We start from the raw sequence: 26550 nt of genomic DNA, 5'->3' as shown, positions 1-26550 counted from the left end.
CCCCTTGTCCTTTTATAAAGCTCGACTAATAACAAGTTTCTGTATCTCACTCGTTCCTTCATATATTTGCGTGATTTTCGCATCACGGAAAAATCGTTCTACCGGATAGTCTTTCGTATAACCGTAACCACCAAATACTTGCACCGCTTCAATCGCAACTTCAACAGCCGTCTTAGAAGCGAATAATTTCGCAATAGAAGCTTCTTTACCGCATGGTAATCCTTGCGCTCTTAGCGATGCCGCTCTGTATACAAGTAATCGCGCTGCTTCTACACTAGTCGCCATATCTGCAAGTTTGAATCCGATTCCTTGCTGCGCCGCAATTGGCTTGCCGAATTGCTCACGCTCTTTCGCATAATCAATCGCACATGCAAGCGCCGCTTCCGCGATTCCTAATGCCTGCGCTCCAATTCCAATTCGTCCAACATCTAAATTCGCCATTGCCACCTTAAATCCTTGTCCTTCTTCACCAAGCAAATTCTCGGCCGGCACTTTCATATCTTCAAACGTAAGTTGTACCGTGCGAGAACCAAGAAGTCCCATTTTATGCTCATCTTTGCCGATAACTAAGCCTGGTGTATCTTTCTCTACTATAAATGCAGAAATCCCACTTTTTCCTGCCTCTGGATTTGTAGAAGCGAATACAATGTATGTACTTGCTTCACCGCCATTTGTAATAAACACTTTCGATCCATTAATAATGTAGTGATTGCCTTTCTTTACAGCTCTTGATTTCAAACTCCCTGCATCTGATCCTGCATTTGGTTCTGTTAATGCAAATGCACCTAAATATTCACCAGTCGCAAGTTTAGAAACATATTTCTGCTTCTGTTCTTCTGTTCCAAAATATAAAATCGGGTTCATTCCAACTGACGTATGTACAGCTAAAATTACACCAACCGTTGCACTTACCTTTGAAATTTCCTCAATTGCTAAAATGTAAGAAATAAAATCCATTTCTGCCCCGCCATATTTTGCAGGCGCTGGAATACCCATTAGCCCAAGCTCACCCATCTTCTGCAAAATCTCTTTCGGGAACACCCCTTGTTCCATACTAGGAACAAAGGGAGCTATTTCCTTCTGCCCAAAATCTCGAACCATTTTCCTCATCATTTGTTGCTCTTCAGTAAAATGAAAGTTCATGTACTCCGCCTCCGTTTGCTATATATCTTTTTAATAATTTGGTAAGACCACTATTTTAATAAAAGGAGGACTTTATTCGTAAACGTAGAAACCACGGCCTGTTTTACGTCCTAACCATCCTGCGTTCACATACTTGCGTAATAATGGACATGGGCGATATTTACTATCTCCTAATCCTTCATGCAACACTTCCATAATGTATAAACATGTATCTAAACCGATAAAATCAGCTAATGTAAGTGGTCCCATCGGATGATTCATACCTAGTTTCATTACTTCATCAATCGCTTCTTTCGTCGCTACACCTTCATATAACGTATAGATCGCTTCGTTAATCATCGGTAATAAAATACGGTTCGATACAAATCCTGGGAAATCATTTACTTCAACTGGCACTTTCCCGATTTTTTTCGTAATATCTTCAATTGTTTCATACACCTCATCATCTGTAGCTAAACCACGAATAATTTCAACAAGTTTCATAACTGGAACTGGATTCATAAAATGCATGCCAATTACTTTTTCTGGGCGTTTCGTTACTGCTGCAATTTCAGTAATTGGTAGAGAGGACGTATTCGTCGCTAAAATTGCGTGTTCTGGAGCGATTTCATCTAGATTGGCGAAAATTTTCTTTTTAATTTCCATTTTCTCAACAGCCGCTTCAATAACAAGATCCGCTTCCTTCACACAATCTAAATCAAGCGTTACTGTAAGGCGATTTAACGTCGCTTCCTTTTCTTCTTCCTTCATGCGCCCTTTTTCTACTTGACGCGCTAAGTTTTTCGTAATAATAGCCAATCCTCTGTCTAATTGCTCTTGTTTTAAATCTTGTACCTTCACATCATATCCTGCCATTGCACATACTTGTGCGATTCCCGAACCCATTTGTCCTGCACCAATTACAACTATTTTTTGCACACCCATTCTTTCTTCCCCCTTAATATAAAATGTTAATAAATCAAAAATCACCTACACGTAAATTAACAAACTTCAATCATAATTGCGTCACCTTGACCGCCACCGCTACAAATAGAAGCAATTCCAATTCCACCGCCGCGCTGCTTCAGTGCGTGGATAAGTGTAACGATAATACGCGCTCCACTTGCTCCAATTGGATGTCCCATTGCCACTGCGCCGCCGTTTACATTCAATTTATCTGGGTCAATTCCTGCAATCTCTGTACTTGCAATTGCTACCGCTGCAAATGCTTCATTAATCTCGAATAAATCGATATCTTCAATTGTCTTGCCTGTTTTTTTCAACAATTCGTTAATTGCATAACCTGGCGTTCTTGGGAAATCTTTAGACTCCACTGCAATTGCTGTATGTGCCAAAATTGTCGCTAATGGCTTTCTTCCTTCTTGCTTTGCTCTGTCTTCGCTCATTAATACGAGCGCAGCACCGCCATCATTTAGTCCAGGAGCATTACCCGCTGTCACTGCCGACGTCTTATCAAATACAGGTTTTAATTTCGCTAATTTTTCAATCGTTGTATCCGCGCGTGGCGCCTCATCTTTTGCAACGACAATAGGATCGCCTTTTCTTTGCGGAATCGTTACTGGCACGATTTCCTCTTCAAAACGTCCTTCTTTATGCGCTGAAACCGCACGCTGATGGCTACGATATGCCCATTCATCTTGCGCTTCGCGAGAGATTCCATCTTCCTTCGCAACTTCTCCGCCATAAACACCCATGTGTGTACCTGAAAATGCGCATGTCAAGCCGTCAGCAACGTTTAAATCGATGATTTCGTTGTTCCCCATTCTGTATCCCCATCTTGCACCTCGTAAAATGTAAGGACTGTTACTCATCGACTCCATACCGCCAGCTACAATTAGTGATTGATCGCCAGTACGAATAATTTGATCCGCTAACGTAACCGCACGAAGCCCTGATGCACAAACTTTATTCACCGTTTCCGTCTGTACTTCCCAAGGGATTCCAGCAGCCCTCGCAGCTTGGCGCGATGGAATTTGCCCCTGCCCCCCTTGAATAACCGTTCCAAATATAACTTCCTCAACATCACTAGCAGAAACATTTGCTCTCTCAAGCGCTGCTTTAATTGCAATTCCCCCAAGTTCTGTCGCCTTCACGTCTTTTAAAGATCCTCCAAATTTCCCAACCGGTGTTCTTGCAGCACTTAAAATAACTGTTTTACTCATATCAATTTCCCCCATCTCTTTTTTAGCACCGAGCGCTCGCTCGGTGTTCTTACGTTGAGAAGAGGTGCAACGATTGCACCTCTCTCTAAAGTTGTATTCATGCTTGCAGATTACATCGCTTCTTTCTTCTGTCCGATAACAGAGCGTTCTAAAATCTCTGTTACATCAAGAGTTTGAACCTTCTCTTCTACTTCTTTCGCTTTCGTCCCATCGCTAATCATCGTTAAGCAATATGGACAACCTGTACCGATAATGGATGGCTCTACAGCTAGTGCTTGTTCTGTACGAGCAACGTTAATACGTGAACCTGCCGTCTCTTCCATCCACATTAAGCCACCACCTGCGCCACAGCACATTCCGGTTTCACGGTTACGTGCCATTTCTACAAGATTCACACCAGGAATTGCTTTCAAAATATCGCGTGGCGCTTCGTATACTTCGTTGTATCTTCCTAAGTAACAGGAATCATGGTACGTAACTGTTTCCTCAATAGCGTGAACAGGTTTTAAGCGCCCTTCTTTCAACCACTGAGCTAACAATTCTGTATGATGATAGACTTCTGCTTGCAAGCCAAAGTCTGGATACTCATTTTTAAATGTGTTATAAGCGTGAGGATCAATCGTAACGATTTTCTTCACCCTTGCTTTTTCAAATTCCTCGATATTCTTTGTCGCCATTTCTTGGAAGACAAATTCATTTCCAAGACGTCGCGGTGTATCTCCAGAATTCTTTTCTTTATTACCAAGTATCGCGAATGAAATGCCTGCTTCGTTCATTAACTTCGCAAACGATATCGCAATCTTCTGACTACGATTATCATATGATCCCATTGAACCAACCCAGAATAAATATTCGAACTCCTCGCCAGCTTTCGATTTTTCTTTTACAGTTGGAACCGTTACTTCATCATCACCTTGGCGCCAAGTTTCACGCTCTTTACGGTTCAGTCCCCACGGATTCCCTTGACGCTCGATATTTGTCATCGCACGCTGCGCTTCCGCGTCCATCTTTCCTTCTGTTAGAACGAGATAGCGGCGTAAATCAATAATTTTGTCAACATGCTCATTCATAACCGGACACTGATCTTCACAGTTACGGCACGTTGTACAAGCCCAAATCTCTTCCTCTGTAATAACATCTCCGATTAAACTCGGATCGTAAGCAAGCGTTGTAGCTGCTGATTCTTGTTGCCCTTTCCCAGCTGCCATCATCGCTAACTGATTTCCTTGTGTATTATTAAAAGCAACTACTGGAACCCACGGTGCTTTTGATGTCACTGCTGCTCCTTTATCAGTTAAATGATCGCGAAGTTTTAAAATTAAATCCATCGGCGATAACATTTTCCCTGTCCCTGTTGCCGGGCACATATTTGTACAGCGACCACACTCTACGCAAGCGTATAAATCAATAAGCTGATTTTGTCTAAAGTCTTCGATTTTACCAACACCAAATGTTTCTTGCGTTTCATCTTCAAAGTCAATCTTTTCAAGTTTCCCTGGATTTGAAAGACGTCCGAAGAAAACGTTAACTGGTCCCGCAATTAAATGCGCGTGTTTTGATTGTGGAACATACACTAAAAACGTTAACAAAATTAGTAGATGCACCCACCAAGAGAAATAGAACACAGAAATGGCTGCGGTTTCATTTATTCCCGAGAAAACGTAAGCGATTGCAGAAGCGATTGGTTCACTCCATGAAAGCTCCTCGCCGTGCCATATAATTCCCATCCCATTACCAAGTAGCACAGAAATCATTAAGCCACCAATAAAGATAAGAACAAGGCCTGATTTGAAATTACGTTTTAAACGAACTAGCTTCTCAACATAACGTCTATGAAAAGCCCAAAAGACTGCAATTAAAATAACAAGTGTGACAATTTCCTGGAAGAATGTAAATGCAGGATATAGTGGTCCAAGTGGAAGATGTGATCCTGGTGCGAGTCCTTTCCAAACGAAGTCAATTGCTCCAAATTGGACAAGAATAAATCCGTAAAAGAACATAACGTGAATAATGCCGCTCTTCTTATCTTTCAGCAGCTTTTTCTGACCGAAAACATTGACCTTAAGGAGATCCCAACGCTCTTTAAAACGACGGTCAAATTCAATCTTTTTTCCTAACTGTATGTAGGCCATCCTCGTCCGTATAAGATACACAAACAAATATCCCGCATAAGCAATAACAGCAATGGCAGCCAGCCAATTAATGATCAGTAAGCTATTCATTTTTATGCTACCCCTCTCTTTGTAAGCCCTCTTTCTTTTTTAGAATCTTCAAAAACATATAATTTTCTGAATTTTATCCCCTGTCTTCATTATATAATGAGTGAGCATTCAGTCAACAGTTTTTTGTTATACAACAACATATTTTTTAATAAAGCTGTTTATTTCGGTGAAACTATAAAGTGAAACTTTAATTCGTAGGGGGTTGTTTCCTCTCGCCTGATTCCTTTAAGTAAGCCTAATTTTTAAGTAGGAGGCTTACCGCCCCTTAATATGGGATAAGGTGAAGCCAATCGGGTTTTTCCGGGCAGCCAGTAAAATGAAGGCGAAAAGAATGCAAAGGAGGGAATTCACTTATGTTCTTCTTATCTCTCTTGTTAATATGCGTTACTCTTTGGATCACAATTGACCTTTTATATGGGAGGATTCTTCATTTAAAGCGTGTGCGCTCTCGTACTTTCCCTTTACGTCAAAGTAATTTTCACCTTTATACATACGGGCAAGATTTATATGATGCTTTATTTACTGATATACAACAAGCAAAGCACCATGTGCACGTTTTATTCTTCATTGTAAAAAACGATAAAATCAGTCGTGAATTTTTAAAGTTACTTATCGATAAGGCACAGGAAGGAATTAAAGTAAGACTTTTACTCGATCGATTGGGAAGCCATTATTTATCAAACGAGGCAATTCGTTCCCTACAAAAACACGGCGTCTCTTTTTCATTTTGTCATAAAGTGAAATTTCCTTTTCCGTTCTTTTCTGCAAATCAAAGAAACCATAGAAAAATTACAGTTATTGACGGGAAAATTGGTTATATTGGTGGGTTTAATATTGGAGAAGAATATTTAGGGCATAATCAAAAATTAGGATTATGGCGCGATTATCATTTACGCCTTACAGGAGAAGGAATACAAGATTTACAAAAGCAATTTTTACATGATTGGCTCGACGATACGAACCAAAATTTATTAGATTCACCTCTTTATTTTCCTAAGCAACAACCAGGAATCATTCTACATCGTTTTATCCCTACTGATGGTGCCTATTTGCAAAATACATTTTTACATTTAATCGAAAGTGCGGAAAAAGAACTCTTTATCGGTACACCATATTTCATTCCTGGGAAGAAAATTATGAATGCATTATTAAAAGCGCGAAAACGTGGGGTCCAAATCACGGTTCTCGTTCCAGAAAAAGCGGATCACGCCCTTGTTCGCGAAGCAAAATTCCCATATTGCCGAAAGTTAATACAAGCTGGGTGTAATATTTACGCATTTCAACAAGGTTTTTTTCACGCTAAAGTTATTATAGTCGATGATTATATTTGTGATATTGGAACTGCAAACTTTGATATGAGAAGTTTATATATTAACCATGAAATCAACTGCCTTTTATATGATAAACATTTTATACAAACAGTAAAAAACAAATTCCATGAAGATCTAGAAAATGCGTCATTACTTTCCTTTAAAGATGTTAGCCCGCATTCTCTTATTGATAGGGGAAAAGAATGGGTAGGAACGATACTTGCTTTCTTTCTATAGGAAAGATAATGGATAAAGGAGATGTATTCATTATGATTATGCGTTTCGGATATGTCTCGCATGCAATGGCACTCTGGGACTGTTCTCCGGCTAAAACGATGACATTTACAAGCTTTCAAAAGCTTAATAAACAAGAACGAGAAGATAAATTATACGATGTTACACGGCAAAATCTCGAGCATACAATACGTATTCTTCATTACAATATAGCGCATGAAATTCCATTATATCGCTTATCTTCTTCCATCGTCCCACTTGCAACGCATCCCGAAGTCGAGTTTGATTATATCGGGGCATTTACACCGCTTTGGCGTAAAATTGGGGCATTAATTAAAGAACACAATTTACGAGTAAGTTTTCATCCAAATCAATTTACGCTATTTACAAGCGACAAGCCACATATTACAACTAACGCTATTACAGATATGGCCTATCATTATAAAATATTAGATGCAATAGGAATTGCAGATTCTTCTTATATTAACATCCATGTAGGTGGTGCCTATGGAAATAAAGAACAGGCGGTTGGACGTTTCCATGAAAACATAAAAAAACTTCCTGCACATATAAAAGAGCAAATGACGCTTGAAAATGATGATAAAACATATACAACTGCTGAAACTTTATCGATTTGCCAAAAAGAAAAGATTCCATTCGTATTTGATTATCATCATCACATGGCAAACCTTTGCGAAGAACCGCTAGAAGTATTACTCCCTGCAATTTTTGAAACTTGGTCACATACAAATGTCCCTCCTAAAGTTCACATTTCCTCCCCTAAATCAAAAAAAGAATTTAGGGCTCACTCTGAATATATTGATTTAGAGTTTATTAAGCCTTTCTTACACATTGCAAAAAAAATCAACCATAATTTCGATATTATGATTGAAAGTAAACAGAAAGATTTAGCAATGCTGCAATTAATACATGAATTGTCCTCTATAAGAGGGATAAAAAGAGTAAATAGCTCAACATTACAATGGTAAATTGTAATGTTGAGCTATTTTTTTCAAAAAAAGTAATTTTTATAGTAAAAAACAACCTATTGTATATGCTATGATTGGAATTAGCATTTTCCACCTGCGATTCAACTTTATTGAAACGGAGCCATAATATGATTAATCAAAAAAAATATGTACACTTTGTCACGATGTATATAATTATATTTTCCCTTTGGATATTCCTTATCCCTAAGGACTTGAATATAAAAGAAATTGGAATTCTCTTCTTATTTTGTTTTGCTGCACTCTTTTCTTGCTATTGCTTATATAAAGCTATTAAGAAAATGAAGCGTAGTGATAAATTATTTTGGGTTTTATTACTCTGCACTTGCATATGCGGACTAACTATGGAAATAACTTTATTCCTTCATTCACTTTCTATATATGATCAAGTCATATTCTCATATAAGGCATTGCCCTTTTTCATCATACAATATATTTTGCTCTTTTCTGGGTTTGCTATCAAATTCATAAAACATTACTCTATTAGAGGCCTTGCTCAATTTTCATTCGATAGCATCTTTATTGTTATTATGAATATTTATTTTACCTTAACTTTTATTTTGGACCTCTCAAGCTTTCGTATGTTAACAATAGATCACTGGGTTTTAATTGGATACTTTATTGCACAAGCATTAGTAATTTACGCCGTTATTAGCCTATATAGACGAGAACAATATTCTGCTAGCAGAATTTCATTAATTATCGGTTTTACTATCATACTTGTGTACGGGTATATACATCTGTTCCAACTAAACATGGGGATGAAAACTTCTTCTGAAGTCTCTTATTTAGTACATACTGCTTCAATTTTATTAATTGGTTTATCTTCCATACTATACATTTTGGACAAACCAATGCAGCATGAAACGAAAACAAAGTATTATCGATTTGATTATGTGCGCTTTATATTACCCTATTTCAGTATAATCATTACTTTTTCCTTTATTCTTATTCAACCTTGGGATGATAAGTTCATGCTAATCGGTCTAGTATTATCACTCATCTTATTATTCCTACGACAACTTTACATGTGGAAAGATAATCAAGCACTAATCGATACATATGAACAGTTGACTACACAACTAGAAGGCAAAGTAGAAGAGGGTGCATCTGCGTTATCAAAGAGTGAACAACGCTATAAATCATTATTCGAAGATCATCCTGATGCCGTTTTCTCTTTAAATATGGATGGTATTTTCCAACAATCTAATACAGCTTGTGAAAGCTTATTTACTGCCTACTATTGTGAAGTAGAAAGCTATTCTCTTCTACACTTTATTGACTCAAAAGACCATGATCTACTAAAGAAAGCTTTACAAATAACAAAAGAAGGTAGACCACAAACTTTAGAAGTTCGCACAAAAGAAAAAGAAGGCTACTACTATTACCTTCACGTTACACTCATCCCTACTTTCATAAACAAAGAAGTTGTTGGGATGTTCGGCATAGCACGTGATATTACAACTTTATATGAAAAACAAAAACAAGTAGAACATTTAGCCTTTCATGATGCACTGACTGGATTACCAAATCGCCGAAAGTTTGAAAAAGATTTAAAGAACATTTTAAATATAGCTCAAACTAGCGCAAATGATGTTGCCGTCATGTTCCTTGATTTAGATCGATTCAAAAAAATTAACGATAGACTTGGTCACGACGTCGGAGATCTATTATTAATTGAAGTAGCAAAAAGGTTACGCAGTTGCTTGCGTTCGAAGGATATCGTTGCTCGCCAAGGCGGAGATGAGTTTACAATTCTATTACCAGATATGTACTCAGAAAAAAGTGCTGCTTTTATAGCTGACCAAATTTTAACCATTTTAAACAAACCATTCTTCATTAAAGACGAAGAACTATCTATTACACCGAGTATCGGTATTGCCATGTATCCTGATTACGGAACCGATGTTACTGAATTAATGAAAAATGCCGATATGGCTATGTATCGCGCGAAAGCAAATGGGAAAAACAGATTTGTTTTCTTCTCAAAAGAAATGAGTATCGCCCAAAATGAAATTCAATTCTTAGAAGGCGAACTTGCAAAAGCATTACAACAAAATGAATTTTTCCTTGAATATCAGCCACAAGTAAGCACGAAAACAAAACAAATTATCGGTTTTGAAGCATTAATTCGTTGGAAGCACCCAAAACTCGGCATCGTGTCTCCTGCTCAATTCATTCCGCTAGCGGAGGAAACAGGATTTATTATTGAACTTGGAAATTGGATTTTACGTACCGCTTGCTTAGAGGCAAAAAGATGGCATAATCAAGGTTTTTCTCACTTGAAAGTTGGTGTAAATTTATCTGTTGTTCAATTTAACCATACAGATTTAATCCCTACTATTTCAAAGGTGTTAGAAGAAACCGAACTAAAATCAGAAGCACTAGATATCGAAATTACAGAAAGTATCGCCATTAATCAAAATCAATCTGTAGTTGCAAAACTAGAACAGCTTCAAAATCTCGGTATTCAAATTTCAATTGATGACTTTGGAACTGGCTATAGCTCTTTAGCTTATTTAACAAAATACCCAATCAATACATTAAAAATTGCTCGAGAGTTTATTTGCGGAATTACAAATAGCCCTTTAGAGGAAGCGATTATCTCCTCCATCATTACACTATCTAAAGAACTAAATTTAGAAGTTATTGCAGAAGGTGTAGAGACGGAAGAACAATGGAAGTTTTTATATGAACAAAACTGTGACCACATTCAAGGATTCCTTATTAGCAAGCCTGTTTCTAGTAAAGATGTTTGGAGGTTACTCCACAAAAAAACAACCGTCTAAGTAAGACGGTTGTTTTTTAATATTCAAAAGGTAGATCTCCTGCTAATTGTACCTCTTGATCATTATGAGAAATTACTTGGCTTTTCTCTAATGCTGTATCACCTAATGAAATACCCCATGCCATTGCTAACGTTAATAGGCTACCAATAAGTAGTTTCTTCATATTCCATCACCCACATTTTTTATTTTAATATATCATGAAATTTTATCCATATCCTATGCAATTATGCATATCCATTTTTTGGGTTATTTATCTGCTGATTTTATCTGCGAGCGCTTCTTTATATGCATGCATCTCTAATATATCAAAAAAGAAACTTGCCTTTTTATATGCATCTTCAATCTCTGCCTCATCATACCCCAATTTTCCTAGGCATTCGCCCCTTTGATAATATAACTGTCCAATTAATGCCATACTATTAATTCGGCATGATATTTCAATTGCCTTATTTACTTGATAAAGTGACCCTTCATATTGCTCGTCTAAGTATAATGCTTTTGCATGATTATATCTTACCTTCACGTCGAATTCTTCATTATCATGCAATGTCTCTAATTGTTTTAATATATCTTCAAATAACTCAATACTTTTCTTAAAATAATTATTTTCAGCATAAATATTTGCAATTGCATTCTCTATATAGAGATTTTGGTATACATCTATTCCAGCTAATTGTTGGTTTAACAGTTTTTTTAATTCTAAAATACAATATTCGTAATCGATTTTCTTCAATATGTAAGCTGCTACATGATATTGCCATTGAAGAAACTGTTGGAATTCAGGATGATATTCTTCCTTTTTTAGCTCATTCCATACTCTATTATAAATCTCTTTATATTTTTTTTGCTTACACAGCATAATGACTTGATCTTTAAACTGTTTTTTTCTCTCAATATTCGAATAAATGAGTACCTCATAAAAATGAATAATGGGAACTTGTAACTTTGCTGCAATACCTTGCAATATATCCATACTTGGGTATACTGCGCCCGATTCAATTCGGCTCACTTCCGATTGATGACATATGTTATCGGATAACTGTTTTTGTGTTAATCCCCTCATTACCCTAATTTTCTTTATTTCGCTTCCTAATTTTTCTGCGTGCATACTTACTCACCATCCCATTATAACAATCTAATTTTTTGAGTTGTCATACCACTACAATAATGTGAATTCGACAATTTTTGATATGAAATAATGCATAATATATATAAAATTCGGCAAATTTTTCATACAATCCATCTCACATAATATAATAGACTAGTAATTTTATAGATAAATTATAGAAAATTTGCCCGTGCTTTCGTTACATTCGGTCTTCTTTATCCTTTATCAGCAGAAGCTATTTACACCCAAGAACTAGATAGAAATGAAGTAAAAGTTGAAATCGCTCAGCCTAGTTTAACGATTTAAAAATTAACAAAACCTCAAAATGATACAAAAATATATGGCAAAAAATTATTTAAAGGGTAAGATAAATGAGGCTAAAGCTCAACAAGAGTGAGTGACAACTGAAATGAATGTAGATTCCCAGCCTACAGATAAAGAAACAAAAGAAAATCAAACCGAAGTTCGCCTTGCACAAACTTACAAAAATTATAAAGTATATGCTCAAGATCTTATTGTAAAAGTAGATAAAAATGGAGTAATTACAACTGTTAGTGGTAAAGTTGTCCAAAATTTAGACCAACAACCTAATCTTACTATAACAAATTTTTTGTCGAAAAATGAAGTAAAATCTAAATTACACGATATACTTCAAATTCTGAGCGATGCGACTGTGACGAAATTCTCTATTGAAATGCCTATTTATAAGAAAAAGAAGTTTACCACTCGTAGGTAAACTTCTTTTCATATCCATCCCTTTTCTTCCGCAATTGTAATTGCCTCAATTCTATTTTTCGCATCGAGCTTCGTTAATACTTCAGAAATATAATTACGTACTGTACCAGGTGAAAGATAAAGTACCTTCGCAATTTCATTTGCCGTCTTTCCTTCTTTCGCAAGTTGCAATACTTCTTTTTCACGATCTGATAACGGATTTTGCTCCTGCCATAAGCCGAACATTAAATCTTGAGAGATCTCTCGCTTTCCTTTCATTACATTACGAATCGATGCAGCTAAATCTTCACTTGGGCTATCTTTTAATAAGTATCCGTGCACGCCAGCTTTCATTGCTCGTTCAAAATATCCAGGGCGCGCAAATGTTGTTAAAATCATTACTTTGCATTCTGATTTTTCTTTCTTTAACGTTTCCGCAACATCTAATCCGGTTTGAATTGGCATTTCAATATCCATAATGCTTACATCAGGTTGTAGCGATTCAATTAGTTTTAGCGCTTCTTCCCCGTTCGCAGCTTGCCCAATTACTTCAATATCATCTTCTAGATCAAGTAAGGCCCCTAATGCACCACGAAGCATCCGCTGATCTTCTGCAATAATAATTCGAATCATGCCCTCACCTCATCTTTTCCTGTTCTAATAACAACTGGAACTTTTACTGTTAATAGTGTCCCTGGATTGATCGTACCCAGTTCAACAAACCCATCAATAAGAGCGATGCGCTCCTTCATACCACGAATGCCATTTCCATCATGGTTTTGATCTGCTAAACCAACTCCATTATCTTCTACTGTCAAAATTAATTCACCTTGTGATTCTAGTACAGAAACTGTGCAACGCGTCGCCTTACTATGCTTTACAACATTCGTCACAGCCTCACGTAAACACATTCCTAAAATATTTTGTTCAATGGGTGATAACGAACTTGCACTCGTTTCTTGTTTTATTTCTAATTCAATAGTAGCCGCTTGTAAGATCGCTTTTATTTGCTCAAGCTCTTCTTCTACTGTAATCATACGCATATCAGAAATTAGTTCCCTTAGCTGCTTTAAAGCGGTACGAGATGTTTGTGTAATTTCCTTTGCTTCCGCACTTGCACGCTCCGGATTTTTAACAATTAACTTCTCCACGAGCTGGCTTTTTAAAGTAATGAGTGATAACGTGTGCCCTAACGTATCATGAAGATCTCTTGCAATTCGCTGCCTTTCTTCACGTTTTACTAAGTCTTTAATTTGCTCATTCGCTTCGTTTAATTGATTTCTTAATATCTTTTTTTGATTAAAGTTGCGCATCCCGAATGGTGTAATAAGCATTAAAATAAACATCGGAACGATATTCACTAAACTTGTAGTTGATATTTCATTCATATTTACAAATATAAAAATTCCAAGCATTACAGCTAACAAACTTAACAACACTCGAAACTCTTTCTTATTTGGCGCAAACCCTATCGCACTTGCTGTGAAAAAACCAAAGAATATCATGAAGGCATTATAATAAAAAGCAAATAACAGTGTGAGTATCATTTGCATACATGCCCATAAAACGAAAGTCTTATTAACAAAATAAAGTTGACGGTATGTGATAACAAAAAGTATCAACATACCGCTCCCCATTACAAGCTTCCATCCCGATGCTTGTGCTAGATGGTAAATTGGAAATAACAGATACACAAGCCACATATACGGGAAGAAACCCATCTGTTTCGGAAAAATCTCAATCCTCTTCTTTTCTATCATTTATACCGCTTCCTGTCTTTTTCTTATATATATTGATATTACAACAAATATAAGGAAATAACCTCCTAATACCGCGATATTTTCCCAACCAACTGATTTCCCAGCTACAATATCCCATGCACCGCTTCCGAAATGATATGTTGGCGTCCATTCACCAATCGTTCTTAATATCTTCGGGAATACTTCGATGGGCATCCATAGACCACCAAGAATTGCTAAACACATATTTAAAATGTTTGCTAATCCTGCTGCCGCATCCGCTTTCTTAATAGAACCTATTACTGTCCCTAATGCTAAAAATGGTGTCACACCTAACAATAACCATAATCCAGCACCAATCCATTGCCCTACAGTTAACTCAACATGATTAATTAATATTCCTGCGATAAAGATCACTAAGATTGAAAAAGCATTTACTACTGTTTGAGAGATAATCTTAGCTGTTATATATGCCCCCTCTGGAAGTGGCGTAATTTTTAATAAATGCGTCCACCCTTGCCCCTTTTCCTGAGAGATTCTTACACCGAAACTAAAAAGTGCTGTACCTACAATACTGAACGTCGCCATTGAAATTAAATAATGTGCTTTCCATGCATCTCCATTTTGTGGAACTTGAACAACATTGGTAAAAATGTAATAAAACATAACTGGCATTAATAATGAGAAAAAGATAAATAATTTATTACGAAATGTACGTAAAATTTCTATTTTGCATTGCATCCATAAAGCTCTCATGCGATTTCCTCCTTCTGATTTGCGACAAACTGTTCAAATGCTTCATCAAGACTTCCACGTTCAACTGAAACATCTGTTACAGGTAAGTTCTTTTGATAAATTGCTTTTAAAGTTTCATCTGTATCTTCAGTTATTAAAGTAAAGTGCCCTTCGTTTGACTGTACTTCGGTTACGTTTGGTAATTCTTTTAGTAATTTTGCAGGAATACTTTCCTTCGAATAAAACTTGATTGTTTTTCGTGAAATCGTCGCTTTCATCTCATCTGGTGTACCATCTGCGATAATCTTTCCATTCGCAAACAATAAAATACGATTCGCCAATGCATCCGCTTCTTCTAAATAGTGCGTCGTTAAAATAATTGTTTTTCCTTCACTTGCTAACTTTCGAATTGTTTCCCAAAACGTTCTTCGAGACGTAATATCCATTCCAACTGTCGGCTCATCTAAAAATAACAAATCAGGATTTCCTGCAAGTGCGAGCGCAAAATTTAACCTTCTCTTTTGACCACCTGATAATTTCTCACATCTTTGCTTTCGCTCTGATTCTAAATTTGATAACTGTAGTAACGTTTCTTTCGCTACCGGATTCGTATAATAACTACGAAATAACTCAATTGCCTCTTCCACCGTAATGCTATCAATGACACTTACTTCTTGTAACATCGCACCGAGGCTATTACGAACATCTCTATGTTTGGGACTCTTTCCAAATATAGAAACAGTTCCTTCCGTCGGATCCTTTAATCCAAGCATCATCGACATCGTCGTTGTTTTTCCTGCACCATTCGGTCCAAGTAGTGCTACTATTTCTCCTTTATTCACATGAAATGAAACGTTATTTACTGCCTTTTTATATTTAAATGTTTTAGAAACACTATTTACTTCTATAATCTTTTCCATCTCTCCACCCCCGCTGTTTCTTATATTTACATTGTACGTGTTGGAAAACTTAGGAAACAGTATGATGCGTCATGACATCAATATGACAATTGTCATGTATTCCTTATGAGAGGAATCAACCTACATACCGCAAGCTAGTAGCAGGACAAAAATAAACATGATACAATCGGGTAAGATATACATTCGAGGAAGGACAGTGGTTTTCATGATTATTCGTAATGAACAAGATTTAGAAGGCTTACGAAAAATCGGCCGCATCGTTGCACTTGCACGTGAAGAAATGAAAAAAGAAGCGAAGCCAGGTATGACAACGAAAGAGCTTGATTTGATCGGTAAAAAAGTATTAGATGAGCATGGTGCTATTTCTGCACCTGAAAAAGAATATGATTTCCCAGGTGTAACTTGCATCAGTGTAAACGAAGAAGTTGCTCACGGTATTCCAGGAGATCGCGTATTAAAAGAAGGCGACTTAGTAAATGTCGACGTATCTGCTGCACTTGATGGCTATTATGCAGATACAGGTATTTCATTTGTACTTGGAGAAGATGAAGCAAAAGAAAAGCTTTGCCAAGCAGCGGTTGATGCATTTTGGGCAGCAATGAAAAAGGTGAAAGCTGGTTCCAAACAAAACCAAATTGGTCGTGCTGTTTCAAACTTTGCACATAAAAATGGATATAATGTAATTCAAAACTTAACTGGTCACGGTATTGGTCTTAGCTTACACGAAGCACCAAACCACATTTTAAGCTACTTTGACCCAATGGATAATGCGCTTCTAAAAGACGGTCTTGTTATCGCTGTAGAACCATTCATTTCCATGAAGGCTGATCACATTATCGAACGTGGCGATGATGGTTGGACATTTGTTACACCTGATAAAAGCCTTGTTGCACAATGTGAACATACAGTTGTCGTAACACGCGGCGAGCCGATAATCTTAACAGAAATATAAAAAAGAACCGCTTCTTAGTAGGAAGCGGTTCTTTTTACATACTTTTTTGAAAAGAGGCAATACGGTTGAACTCTTTTTCATTTACGTATATAATTTTTAACGAAGGTGATTGATGATTATCTCTAATAAAAGATGATCAAGGAAGTACCTTCTTTTTTATTTAATAGCATCGATTAAAGTAATGCGTTCTATTTATTATAAAACGCTATCTTCGCTTTAATCTACAAATTGTATACTCTTTTAGACAGTACATATTTTCTTCATCCTGACCAAATCCAAGCTACATTTTATTACTACCTCAATAAGATTTTTTTACAATAGGATACATTATTTTGGTTAGCATGTATCGTAAAACTCACCTTTATAAAGACTCTTTTTACATTGCAAGAATACAAATCAATATAAAGTAGGTTAAGGATTTCACTGCATATTTTTTGTATGAACCTATTTTACAAAGAACCACATAACAAGTCACACTCTATAAAGGTCTGATATCATTCCTTATCAGTATTTCATTCGACATTTTTTGTCGAAATTTGTATATTCATTCTCTATATTATTAAAATATACATTTGTTTTACGTTACAAAGCATTGAATATGAATATTTTCTCTAGAGAGTATACGTAGTAAAGGAGGCATAACGTAAGTCCTATTGATCCATGACAAATAATCCCTTCACAAAGCATTTCTATACAATAGAAGGATTCATAAAGGAGGCACAATGAAAAAACTTTTCAATATATGTTTAATTGTATTCGTACTATTTTCGCAGCTTGCTAGTTTTCCATACAATCAAGTAAAAGCGGAAACATTAACAGGCAATTCATTATTTGACACTGTTGAAATGAAAGATGCAACGAATCAGATTATTGACGAAGCAACAAATCCTAAAAACTTAATACAAGTAGGATCAAACATTCACCTAGAATATGCTTGGTCAATAAAAGATCATCAAACAGACTCAGCAGTGTTCCAAATACCTAACGCATTAAAAGTTAAAAATAATCAACAAGGAAATCTGATGGCAGATCAGCAAATTATTGGTCAATATTTTGTTACAGCAAACGATAACAAAATGAGACTAGTATTTAACAATCAAGTAAAAGATTCCAAAGGCGCTAACGGAAAAATCAATTTTGATACAGTATTCAATCCTGATTTAAAACCTGGTGCAAAATCTGTTCAACTCTCATTCCCTCTAGGTATAACAGCTAAGTCTATTTCAGTCCCTGTTCAAGTAGATAACCCAGCTTCCCCTACTACGAATAAGGATACGGCCCAACAACCTATGGAAGAGCAAAAGAATAGTGATGCTCAGCAACCTGCGGTAGAGCAAAAGAACGGCAATGCTCAACAACCTGCGGTAGAGCAAAAGAATGGCGATGCTCAACAACCTGTGGTAGAGCAAAAGAATGGCGATGCTCAACAACCTGTGGTAGAGCAAAAGAACGGTGATGCAGAGCAGCCTACGGAGAATCCTGATGATAAAACAACAGAACAGCCCGTTGAGAATCCAGATCCATCACCTAAGCAAATTACAGAAAATATTTTAACAGGTGTCACATTAACGGATAAAGACGGTAAGCCATTTAATGATACGGATAATCGTCCAGATCCAAATTCTATTACCCAAATCGATTTTACATGGGAAGTCTTGAAATCGCTGAACGTCAAAGAAGGTGATTACTTTACTTTCCAACTCCCAGAATACTTTATTGTCCACAATACAATTACACAAGATTTAATAGATGGAAAAGGACATACGATTGGATCGTTCGTTGTTACGCCAGATGGCAAAGTAACGATGACTTTTAACGAATATGTTGAAGATCATCCTGATATAGCTGGACATTTAAACATTCGTACGGAGTTTAATGAAGTAAAAATTACAGGGACTACCGAAAAACAAATCCCATTCCCTATTAAAGAAAAAGACGTTATTATCGAACTTGATTTCAAACCTAAAGTAACACAATCTATAGATAAAAAAGGTGTACCTGATAGACCAATTAATACGAATCAAATTAATTGGAAAGTAGAAATGAACAAGACAAAAGATAAGCTTACAAATGCAGTCTTTCAAGATAACATTCCAAATGGAGCGAGTCTCAATGAAGATTCTATTAAGGTTTATTATTTAGAGGTAGATATTAACGGGAAGACAACTCGGGGAGCAGAAGTTCCTAAGGAAGAATATGAACTTACTTCATCCTCTGATAAATTAAATATCGCCTTTAAAAAAGAAACGAATAAAGCATATGAAATTGAATATGCGACAAAGATTACAGATGAAAGTGTTACAACTTTCAAAAACAACGCAAAAGTAACTAGTGATAATCAAAATAGTGTATCAGCAAATGCCACTGTAACTGTTTCACGTGGGACACATCTAGAGAAAACTAGTAAGTACAACCCAAAAACACAAACAATTGAATGGACAATCACTTACAACGGTGACCAAAGAAAAATCAAAAAAGAGGCTGCTCTTTTAAAAGATATTCTAGATAAGGATCATAAAATTGATCAAAGTTCTATCGTTGTAAAAAACGCTTCTTATAATGATAGTGGACAAATTGTCACTGGTGACGATGCTACAAACTTCACAGTAAAAGAAACGACTGAGGGATTTGATTTACAGTTTACTACTGATATTGATAGTGCCTACGTAATTACTTACACATCAAAGGCCGCGGGTGATGTCATCGCAGATGGCGAAATCGAAAATAAAATTATTGCAGATGGTGGTTCAAGTAAAACAAACAAAGTTACATTACAACAACAAAACATCATAAAGAAACATAATAAAAATGCAGGCGATACAGATTACAATGCGAAAACAACAAAATGGACAATTATTGTAAATGATAACAACTACGTGTTAAACGATGCTGTTATCAAAGATACGTTTGACTTTGGTGGTCTAACGTTACAGGAAAATAGTTTCAAGATTACTGACGGATCAAATGAACTTAAATTAGGGCATGACTACACACTTCATGTAACCGATAAAGGATTCGAAGTGAAACTAGCTGGTATTTACAAGTCTAATATGGATAAAACTTTAACTATCACATACACAACAGACTTTAATTACGAGAATCTATCCAAAGAGAAGGATAATAAATCGTTCAAAAATACAGCAAATTTATCATGGAAAGATGTAAATGGTGACAATAAAAAGAGTTCATCCGATGATACATTCAATCCTGACGGTTATACAAAAGGAAACGGCTTTAAATACGGTTCTTACAATGCCCAAACGAAAGAAATTAAATGGGACATAGGTTTTAACTATAATAATATGACGATTAAGGACCCTTCTATCGTTGATGTATTAAGAGATAACCAAAAATTAATACCGGAATCTATTGAAGTTCGACATATGAAATTAACTGGTGGTGCACATGGATTTGAAGTAGGTGATCCTGTTCCATCTAGCGAATATACGATAGAAACTCCAACAAAAGATAATAACAATACATTAACGATTCATTTTAAAAATGAAATTAAAACGGCTTACCATATTAGCTTTAAAACTTCACTTGCAGGTGAACAAATTAATAAGCGCTACGATAATTATGCCGATTTAAAAGATGGATCGAAAACTGTTACTACTATCCATGGTGCATTTGAGATTACAAACGGTGGTAGCGGTGTTACGAAAACAGCGAAACAAAATGACAAGTATATTGATTGGAGTGTTTCTATTAATGCCAGTCAGTCAACTATTGAAAATGCTGTCGTAACAGATGAGCCGACAGACAATCAAATGCTAGATGAAAAGTCATTCCATCTATATCCGACAACGGTAGCCGTAGATGGAACTTTAACAAAAGATACAGCAAATGAATTAAAAGAAGGAACAGACTATAAACTCAAAGTAATAACAGACAACGATACGGGGAAACAACAGTTTAAAGTTGAATTCCTTCATACCATTGATCAAGCTTATATTTTAGAATACCGCTCACTCATTAATGCAGACCATAATGAAAGGGTAAGTAATAAAGCGACGATTACTGGTCATCGTTTAACATTAACGAAAGTGGAAGATGTTAAGTTCGTTGAAGTTAAAGTATCTTCTGGATCTGGAGGTGGTTCTGCTAGTAAAGGACGCGGAAGCCTTCAAATTATAAAGGTTGATGATAAAGATCAAAAAGTGCCATTAGCCGGAGCAGAATTTACTTTATATGATCAAACAGGTACAACCGCTATTCGACCAATTACAACAGATGATGACGGTGTCGCTAAGTTTAACAACTTACGACGCGATAAATATATGATTAAAGAAACGAAAGCTCCTAAAGGTTATGTAATTAGTAAAGAATTAAGAGAAGGTATACTTGTTGAGCTAGGTTCTGACGAAATTACAAAATATACCCTTACAAATAAGAAGTTTGTCGGGAAAGTAGTACTTACAAAGACTGATGCTAAGAGTAGGGAAAAACTTGAACATGCTGTTTTCTCTTTACTAGATCAAAACAAACAAGTCATTCCTGAACATAAAGAATTAACAACAAATGACAAAGGACAAATTACTGTAGATAATTTAAAACCAGGAACGTACTACTTAAAAGAAACAAAGGCTCCTGAACATTATAAATTAGATGATCGACTGATTGAGGTTAAAATCGAGGAAGATCAAACAACAGTAATAAACCGAACTGCAACAAACAGTTTGATTCCAGGATCGGCCATTTTAACAAAAGTCGATAAAGATGGAAAAACTTTAGCAGGCGCGGAGTTCAGTGTAAGAGACCGAAATAACAAAATAATCCCTGGCTATAGAAAATTAACGACAAATGATCAAGGACAAATCGAAGCAAAAGATTTACGTCCTGGAGACTATCAATTTGTTGAAGAAAAAGCACCTGAACACTATGACATAGATAAAAAACCAATTGAGTTTACAATTGTCAAAAGTCAAAAGAAAGCAGTTACTGTTACAGCAACGAATCACCTCATTAAAGGTGGCGTCATTTTAACAAAAACTGATGATATCGATGATAAAACTACTCTTGCAGGTGCTGTATTTAAAATTGTTGATGCTAATGATGAAAAGAAAGTCATTCGCGAAAATGTAAAAACTGGTGCAGATGGTAAAGTAACTGTTAAAGACTTAGAGCCTGGCACGTATAAATTTATTGAAACGGAAGCTCCTAAGGATTATGTGTTAAATGCAAACCCTATTGAGTTTACAATCGATAAAAGCCAACAGTCTTTTGCTACTGTTACGGCAACAAACAGTTTAAAAACAGGCGAAGTCGAATTATTAAAAGTTGATGAATTTGGTGATAAAAAACCTCTAGAAGGTGCCGTATTTAAAATTGTCGATTTAAATAATAATGACGTTCGTACTGACTTAACTACAGATGCTGATGGAAAAACAAAAGCTGATAAGTTACGCCCTGGTAACTATAAGTTTATTGAAACAAAGGCTCCTGAGCATTATGTACTAGACGAGACACCGATTCCATTTAAAATCGATAGAAGTCAAAAAGAAACTCTACTTGTGAAAGCTGAAAATGCTTTAAAACCAGGAGATGTTGAATTAACAAAAGTTGATGATATCGATGGTACAGCTCTTGAAGGTGCTGTATTTAAAATTGTTGATGCTAACGATGAAAAGAAAGTCATTCGCGAAAATGTGAAAACTGGTGCGGATGGTAAAGCTATCGCTACTGGCTTACGCCCTGGCGATTATAAATTTATCGAAGTAACAGCACCGAAGTATTACGATAAAAATACAAAGCCAATCAAGTTCACGATTACAGAAAGTCAAACAACGTCGGCTACTGTTACTGCTAAAAACAGCTTAACAAAAGGCGGTATTGAATTAACAAAAGTAAATGCCGCAGATGAAAAAGAAACACTTGAAGGTGCTGTATTTAAAATCGTTAATAGAGATACGAATGAAGATGTTCGTACGGAACTTGTTACGAATAGTAAAGGAATACTAGTCGTAGATGACTTACGTCCCGGTAACTATAAACTTATCGAAACAAAGGCTCCAACTTATTACGATGTAAATGTAGAACCTATTGAATTTACAATCCAAAAAGGACAACAAAAACTTCTTCCACTTACATTTAAAAATAGTTTAACGAAAGGAAAAGTTAAACTTATTAAAGAAGATGATGTGGATAGCAAAATAGCTCTTGCTGGCGCTGTATTCAAATTACAAGACGCAACTGGCACTGACATTATGAAAGATTTAAAAACAGATGATTATGGAGTACTAGTTATTCCTGATTTAGCACCAGGGGATTATCAATTTATTGAAACAGAAGCCCCTGAACATTATAAATTAGATCAAACACCGATTAAGTTCACGATTAAAAAAGGTAGCAAGGATGATCTTCCATTCCCTGTCACTGTAACAAACAGTTTACTTACAGGTGGCGTTACTTTAACAAAAGTTGATGACATTGATGGTGTTACTCTTGAAGGTGCAGAATTTATCATTGTTGATGCTCATGATACGACAAAGGTGGTTCGTAAAGGATTAACTACTGATGAACATGGTAAAGTTTCTGCTTCTGATTTACGCCCAGGTGACTATCAATTTATTGAAGTAAAAGCTCCAAAAGACTATACGTTAAGCAACGATCCTATTCCGTTCACCATCGGAAAAAGTCAAAAAGAAAATATTAACGTTACCGCTACTAACAGCTTAAAGAAAGGTGCAGTCACATTAACGAAAATTGATGACATCGATCGTACAATGCTGAAAGGTGCTGTATTTAAAATTGTTGATATGAAGGGTAACGAAGTTCGCACAAACCTTGTTACAGACGACAAAGGCGAAATTTCGGTTTCTGACTTACGCCCTGGAGACTATCAATTTATTGAAACTCAGGCTCCTGAACATTATGTGTTAGACGAAACAGCGATTCCATTTACAATTGAAAGAAGTCAAACGGAAAAAATTACTGTTACAGGTAAAAATATGTTGAAAAAAGGTAGCGTGGAATTAACAAAAATTGACGATATTGATACTGATACGAAGCTCGCTAATGCTGTATTTAATTTATTAGATGCAGATGGAGAGATAGTTGAAGAAGGCTTAAAAACAAATGCTGAAGGAAAAATTGTTGTTGAAAATCTACGTCCTGGTACGTATAAGTTTATTGAAACAGTTGCTCCTGAACATTACGATTTAAATAAAAAACCGATCGAATTTACAATTAAGAAAAGCCAAACTGAAACGCTTCATGTTACGGCTAAAAACGCTCTAACAAAAGGTGCAGTGGAACTTTCTAAAGTAGATGACATCGATGGCACTAAACTTGAAGGCGCAGTATTTAACATTGTTGATATGAAGGGTACTGTAATTCATAAAGATCTTGTTACAAATAGTAAAGGGAAAATCGAAATCGACGACCTACGTCCGGGTGATTACCAATTCATCGAAACGAAAGCTCCTAAGCATTATGTTTTAGATGAAACACCAATCCATTTCACTATTGAAAAAGGACAGAAGAAGGCTATTACTTTAACTGCTAAAAATAGCTTACAACCGGGTAGTATCGAACTACTTAAAGTAGATGATCTAAACGATCAAATGAAACTTTCTGATGCGGTATTTAATTTACTAGACCAAAACGGGAAAGTGCTTAAAACAGATTTAAAAACGAACAGTGAAGGAAAAATCGTTGTTGAAAATTTACGTCCTGGTACGTATCAATTTATCGAAACAACGGCTCCGAAACATTATGATTTAGACAAAAAACCAATTGTAGTTACAGTTGAAAAAAGCCAAAAAGATATTGCTACTGTTACTATGAAAAATAGTTTAACAAAAGGCGGCGTTGAACTTACTAAAGTGGACGACGTCGATGGTACTACTCTTGAAGGCGCAGTATTCAACATTGTTGATATGAATGGGACTGTAATCCGCAAGAATCTTACTACAAATTCACAAGGTAAAATTAGCGTTTCTGACTTACGTCCGGGTGATTATCAATTTATCGAGACGAAAGCTCCGAAACACTACGATTTAAATAAAGAACCAATTCCTTTTACTATTGAAAAAGGACAAGCTGAACCGATTTCTGTTACTGCTAAAAATAGTTTAACAAAAGGTGCGGTAGAGCTTTCTAAAGTGGATGATATCGACGGTACAGCTCTTGAAGGTGCAGTATTTAAAATTGTTGATGACAAAAACAATGATGTTCGTACTGACTTAACTACTGTTAAAGATGGAAAAATCTCTGTTCCCGATTTACGTCCAGGGGACTATCAGTTTATTGAAATAAAAGCTCCTGAACACTACAAATTAGACAGTACACCGCTTAAATTTACAATTAAGAAAAGCCAAGCAGAGAAACTACAAGTCACTGCTAGTAACAGCTTAATTGAAGGTGCTGTTGAATTAATTAAAGTGGATGATATAAATCCAGATACAAAACTTTCTGATGCAGTATTTAACATCATTGATGCGAAAGGTAAAGTTGTTCGCACGAATTTAACTACTGATAAAGACGGGAAAGTTTCTGCTTCTAATTTACGACCAGGAGATTATCAATTCGTTGAAACGAAAGCTCCTAAAGATTATGATTTAAATAAAACACCGATTTCTTTCACTATTGAGAAAAGCCAACCAGCTCACGTTTCCGTTACTGCTAAAAATGGCTTAACTAAAGGTGGCGTGGAATTAACGAAAGTTGACTCTCTAGATGCGAAAGAAACGCTGGAAGGTGCGGTATTTAAAATTACTGATATGAACGGTAACGACATTCGTACGAATTTAGTTACCAATAAAGACGGAAAAATCATCGCTAAAGACTTACAACCTGGAGACTATCAGTTTATTGAAACGAAAGCTCCGAAACATTATGACTTAAATGAAGAGCCGATTAAGTTCACAATTGAAAGAAGTCAAACAAAACATGTCTTCGTTACAGCTACGAACAGCTTAACGAAAGGTAGTGTGGAGTTAATTAAAGTTGACGATGTTGAAGAAAACACAACACTTGAAGGTGCGGTATTTAAAATTGTTAATAAGGATGGACACGACGTCCGTACTGATTTAACTACTGATAAAAACGGCCGTTTAGTTGTGGATGAATTACCACCAGGAGACTATGAGTTTATCGAAACAAAAGCTCCTAATCACTATGACTTAAACGAAACACCTATTAAGTTCACAGTTAAAAAAGGACAAGAAAAAATCGCTTCCGTTACTGCTACGAATAGCTTAACGAAAGGCGCTGTTGAACTTTCTAAAGTGGATGACGTTGACGGTTCTGTCCTTAAAGATGCAGTATTTAAAATCGTCGATATGAACGGGCACAACGTTCGTTCTGATTTAACTACTGATAAAGATGGAAAAGTTTCTGTTTCTGATTTACGTCCGGGAGACTATCAGTTTATTGAAACGAAGGCTCCTACTCATTACGACTTAAATCAAAATCCTATCAAGTTTACTGTTGAAAAGAGTCAAACGACTAAAGCTTCTGTTACCGCTACGAATAGCTTAACGAAGGGCGCTGTTGAATTAACTAAAGTCGAT

General features: G+C 36.1%; 14 protein-coding genes and 2 pseudogenes. 6 read left to right on the top strand and 10 right to left on the bottom strand.

Annotated elements, in window-relative coordinates; translation table 11 throughout:
* Positions 1-12 precede the first annotated feature (12 nt).
* From AC1Q8N_RS19345 to AC1Q8N_RS19330, 4 genes and pseudogenes are all read right to left on the bottom strand, one after another.
* Entirely contained in the window at positions 13-1143 is a 1131-nt protein-coding gene (locus tag AC1Q8N_RS19345) for an acyl-CoA dehydrogenase (RefSeq protein ID WP_493521322.1), read from the bottom strand.
* Between the two features lie 72 nt (positions 1144-1215).
* Positions 1216-2067, bottom strand: a complete 852-nt coding sequence (locus AC1Q8N_RS19340) for a 3-hydroxybutyryl-CoA dehydrogenase (protein ID WP_048542712.1) — start codon at positions 2065-2067, stop codon at positions 1216-1218.
* A gap of 56 nt (positions 2068-2123) precedes the next feature.
* Positions 2124-3406, bottom strand: a pseudogene (locus AC1Q8N_RS19335) (acetyl-CoA C-acetyltransferase).
* Between the two features lie 9 nt (positions 3407-3415).
* Positions 3416-5527, bottom strand: a complete 2112-nt coding sequence (locus AC1Q8N_RS19330; protein WP_493521321.1) for a (Fe-S)-binding protein — start codon at positions 5525-5527, stop codon at positions 3416-3418.
* Between the two features lie 353 nt (positions 5528-5880).
* On the opposite strand from AC1Q8N_RS19330, the gene cls reads away from it, so the two are divergent.
* The 3 genes from cls (at position 5881) to AC1Q8N_RS19315 (ending at position 10867) form a co-directional block, all read left to right on the top strand.
* Positions 5881-7074: a cardiolipin synthase gene (gene cls, locus AC1Q8N_RS19325; protein WP_098075917.1), complete on the top strand. Its 1194-nt coding sequence runs from the start codon at positions 5881-5883 to the stop codon at positions 7072-7074.
* A gap of 32 nt (positions 7075-7106) precedes the next feature.
* Positions 7107-8060, top strand: coding sequence for a UV DNA damage repair endonuclease UvsE (gene uvsE / locus AC1Q8N_RS19320; RefSeq protein ID WP_048542874.1), 954 nt, complete (start codon positions 7107-7109; stop codon positions 8058-8060).
* A gap of 128 nt (positions 8061-8188) precedes the next feature.
* A complete protein-coding gene (locus AC1Q8N_RS19315) occupies positions 8189-10867 on the top strand; it encodes a DUF4084 domain-containing protein (protein ID WP_098577205.1) in 2679 nt (892 codons plus the stop codon).
* A 16-nt stretch (positions 10868-10883) separates the two neighbouring features.
* On the opposite strand, the gene AC1Q8N_RS19310 is transcribed toward AC1Q8N_RS19315, so the two are convergent.
* Together AC1Q8N_RS19310 and plcR are read right to left on the bottom strand one after the other, a co-directional pair.
* Positions 10884-11030, bottom strand: coding sequence for a quorum-sensing peptide PapR (locus AC1Q8N_RS19310; protein ID WP_000734732.1), 147 nt, complete (start codon positions 11028-11030; stop codon positions 10884-10886).
* 87 nt (positions 11031-11117) lie between these two features.
* Positions 11118-11975 carry a transcriptional regulator PlcR gene (gene plcR, locus AC1Q8N_RS19305; protein WP_000542917.1) on the bottom strand — a complete coding sequence of 286 codons (858 nt, stop codon included), beginning with the start codon at positions 11973-11975 and terminating at the stop codon, positions 11118-11120.
* A gap of 168 nt (positions 11976-12143) precedes the next feature.
* On the opposite strand from plcR, the pseudogene AC1Q8N_RS19300 reads away from it, so the two are divergent.
* Positions 12144-12690: pseudogene (locus tag AC1Q8N_RS19300) on the top strand (M4 family metallopeptidase); the annotation flags it as partial.
* Positions 12691-12719: 29 nt separating this feature from the next.
* Here the strand turns inward: AC1Q8N_RS19300 and AC1Q8N_RS19295 are convergent.
* Genes AC1Q8N_RS19295 through AC1Q8N_RS19280 form a run of 4 tightly spaced genes read right to left on the bottom strand, consistent with a single transcriptional unit; the run spans position 12720 to position 16083 of the window.
* On the bottom strand, positions 12720-13322 hold the full coding sequence (locus tag AC1Q8N_RS19295) for a response regulator transcription factor (protein WP_404519931.1): 603 nt from the start codon (positions 13320-13322) through the stop codon (positions 12720-12722).
* Positions 13319-14449: a sensor histidine kinase gene (locus AC1Q8N_RS19290; protein ID WP_048542724.1), complete on the bottom strand. Its 1131-nt coding sequence runs from the start codon at positions 14447-14449 to the stop codon at positions 13319-13321. The genes AC1Q8N_RS19295 and AC1Q8N_RS19290 overlap by 4 nt, the downstream gene beginning before the upstream one ends.
* A complete protein-coding gene (locus AC1Q8N_RS19285) occupies positions 14450-15184 on the bottom strand; it encodes an ABC transporter permease (RefSeq protein WP_048542727.1) in 735 nt (244 codons plus the stop codon).
* Positions 15181-16083 carry an ABC transporter ATP-binding protein gene (locus AC1Q8N_RS19280; protein WP_048542728.1) on the bottom strand — a complete coding sequence of 301 codons (903 nt, stop codon included), beginning with the start codon at positions 16081-16083 and terminating at the stop codon, positions 15181-15183. Before AC1Q8N_RS19280 ends, AC1Q8N_RS19285 begins: the two co-directional genes overlap by 4 nt.
* Before the next feature lie 157 nt (positions 16084-16240).
* Here AC1Q8N_RS19280 and map point away from each other — a divergent pair, with 157 nt between their 5' ends.
* Positions 16241-17035, top strand: a complete 795-nt coding sequence (map, locus tag AC1Q8N_RS19275) for a type I methionyl aminopeptidase (protein ID WP_002096176.1) — start codon at positions 16241-16243, stop codon at positions 17033-17035.
* A 722-nt stretch (positions 17036-17757) separates the two neighbouring features.
* Positions 17758-26550: SpaA isopeptide-forming pilin-related protein (locus AC1Q8N_RS19270; RefSeq protein WP_493521320.1), on the top strand; the 8793-nt coding region annotated here is incomplete at its 3' end.

It is taken from the genome of Bacillus sp. GW823-FHT06B01 (assembly GCF_058952315.1).
The sequence above is the reverse complement of the archived record's forward strand: the minus strand, read 5'-3'. Positions and strand labels throughout refer to the sequence as shown.

Excerpts from the sequence above, each read along its gene's own strand:
- AC1Q8N_RS19315 (WP_098577205.1), top strand. The coding sequence starts at position 8,189 with ATGATTAATCAAAAAAAATATGTACACTTTGTCACGATGTATATAATT.
- map (WP_002096176.1), top strand. The coding sequence starts at position 16,241 with ATGATACAATCGGGTAAGATATACATTCGAGGAAGGACAGTGGTTTTC.
- plcR (WP_000542917.1), bottom strand. The coding sequence starts at position 11,975 with ATGCACGCAGAAAAATTAGGAAGCGAAATAAAGAAAATTAGGGTAATG.
- uvsE (WP_048542874.1), top strand. The coding sequence starts at position 7,107 with ATGATTATGCGTTTCGGATATGTCTCGCATGCAATGGCACTCTGGGAC.
- cls (WP_098075917.1), top strand. The coding sequence starts at position 5,881 with ATGTTCTTCTTATCTCTCTTGTTAATATGCGTTACTCTTTGGATCACA.
- AC1Q8N_RS19280 (WP_048542728.1), bottom strand. The coding sequence starts at position 16,083 with ATGGAAAAGATTATAGAAGTAAATAGTGTTTCTAAAACATTTAAATAT.
- AC1Q8N_RS19330 (WP_493521321.1), bottom strand. The coding sequence starts at position 5,527 with ATGAATAGCTTACTGATCATTAATTGGCTGGCTGCCATTGCTGTTATT.
- AC1Q8N_RS19310 (WP_000734732.1), bottom strand. The coding sequence starts at position 11,030 with ATGAAGAAACTACTTATTGGTAGCCTATTAACGTTAGCAATGGCATGG.
- AC1Q8N_RS19285 (WP_048542727.1), bottom strand. The coding sequence starts at position 15,184 with ATGAGAGCTTTATGGATGCAATGCAAAATAGAAATTTTACGTACATTT.
- AC1Q8N_RS19340 (WP_048542712.1), bottom strand. The coding sequence starts at position 2,067 with ATGGGTGTGCAAAAAATAGTTGTAATTGGTGCAGGACAAATGGGTTCG.
- AC1Q8N_RS19345 (WP_493521322.1), bottom strand. The coding sequence starts at position 1,143 with ATGAACTTTCATTTTACTGAAGAGCAACAAATGATGAGGAAAATGGTT.
- AC1Q8N_RS19295 (WP_404519931.1), bottom strand. The coding sequence starts at position 13,322 with ATGATTCGAATTATTATTGCAGAAGATCAGCGGATGCTTCGTGGTGCA.
- AC1Q8N_RS19290 (WP_048542724.1), bottom strand. The coding sequence starts at position 14,449 with ATGATAGAAAAGAAGAGGATTGAGATTTTTCCGAAACAGATGGGTTTC.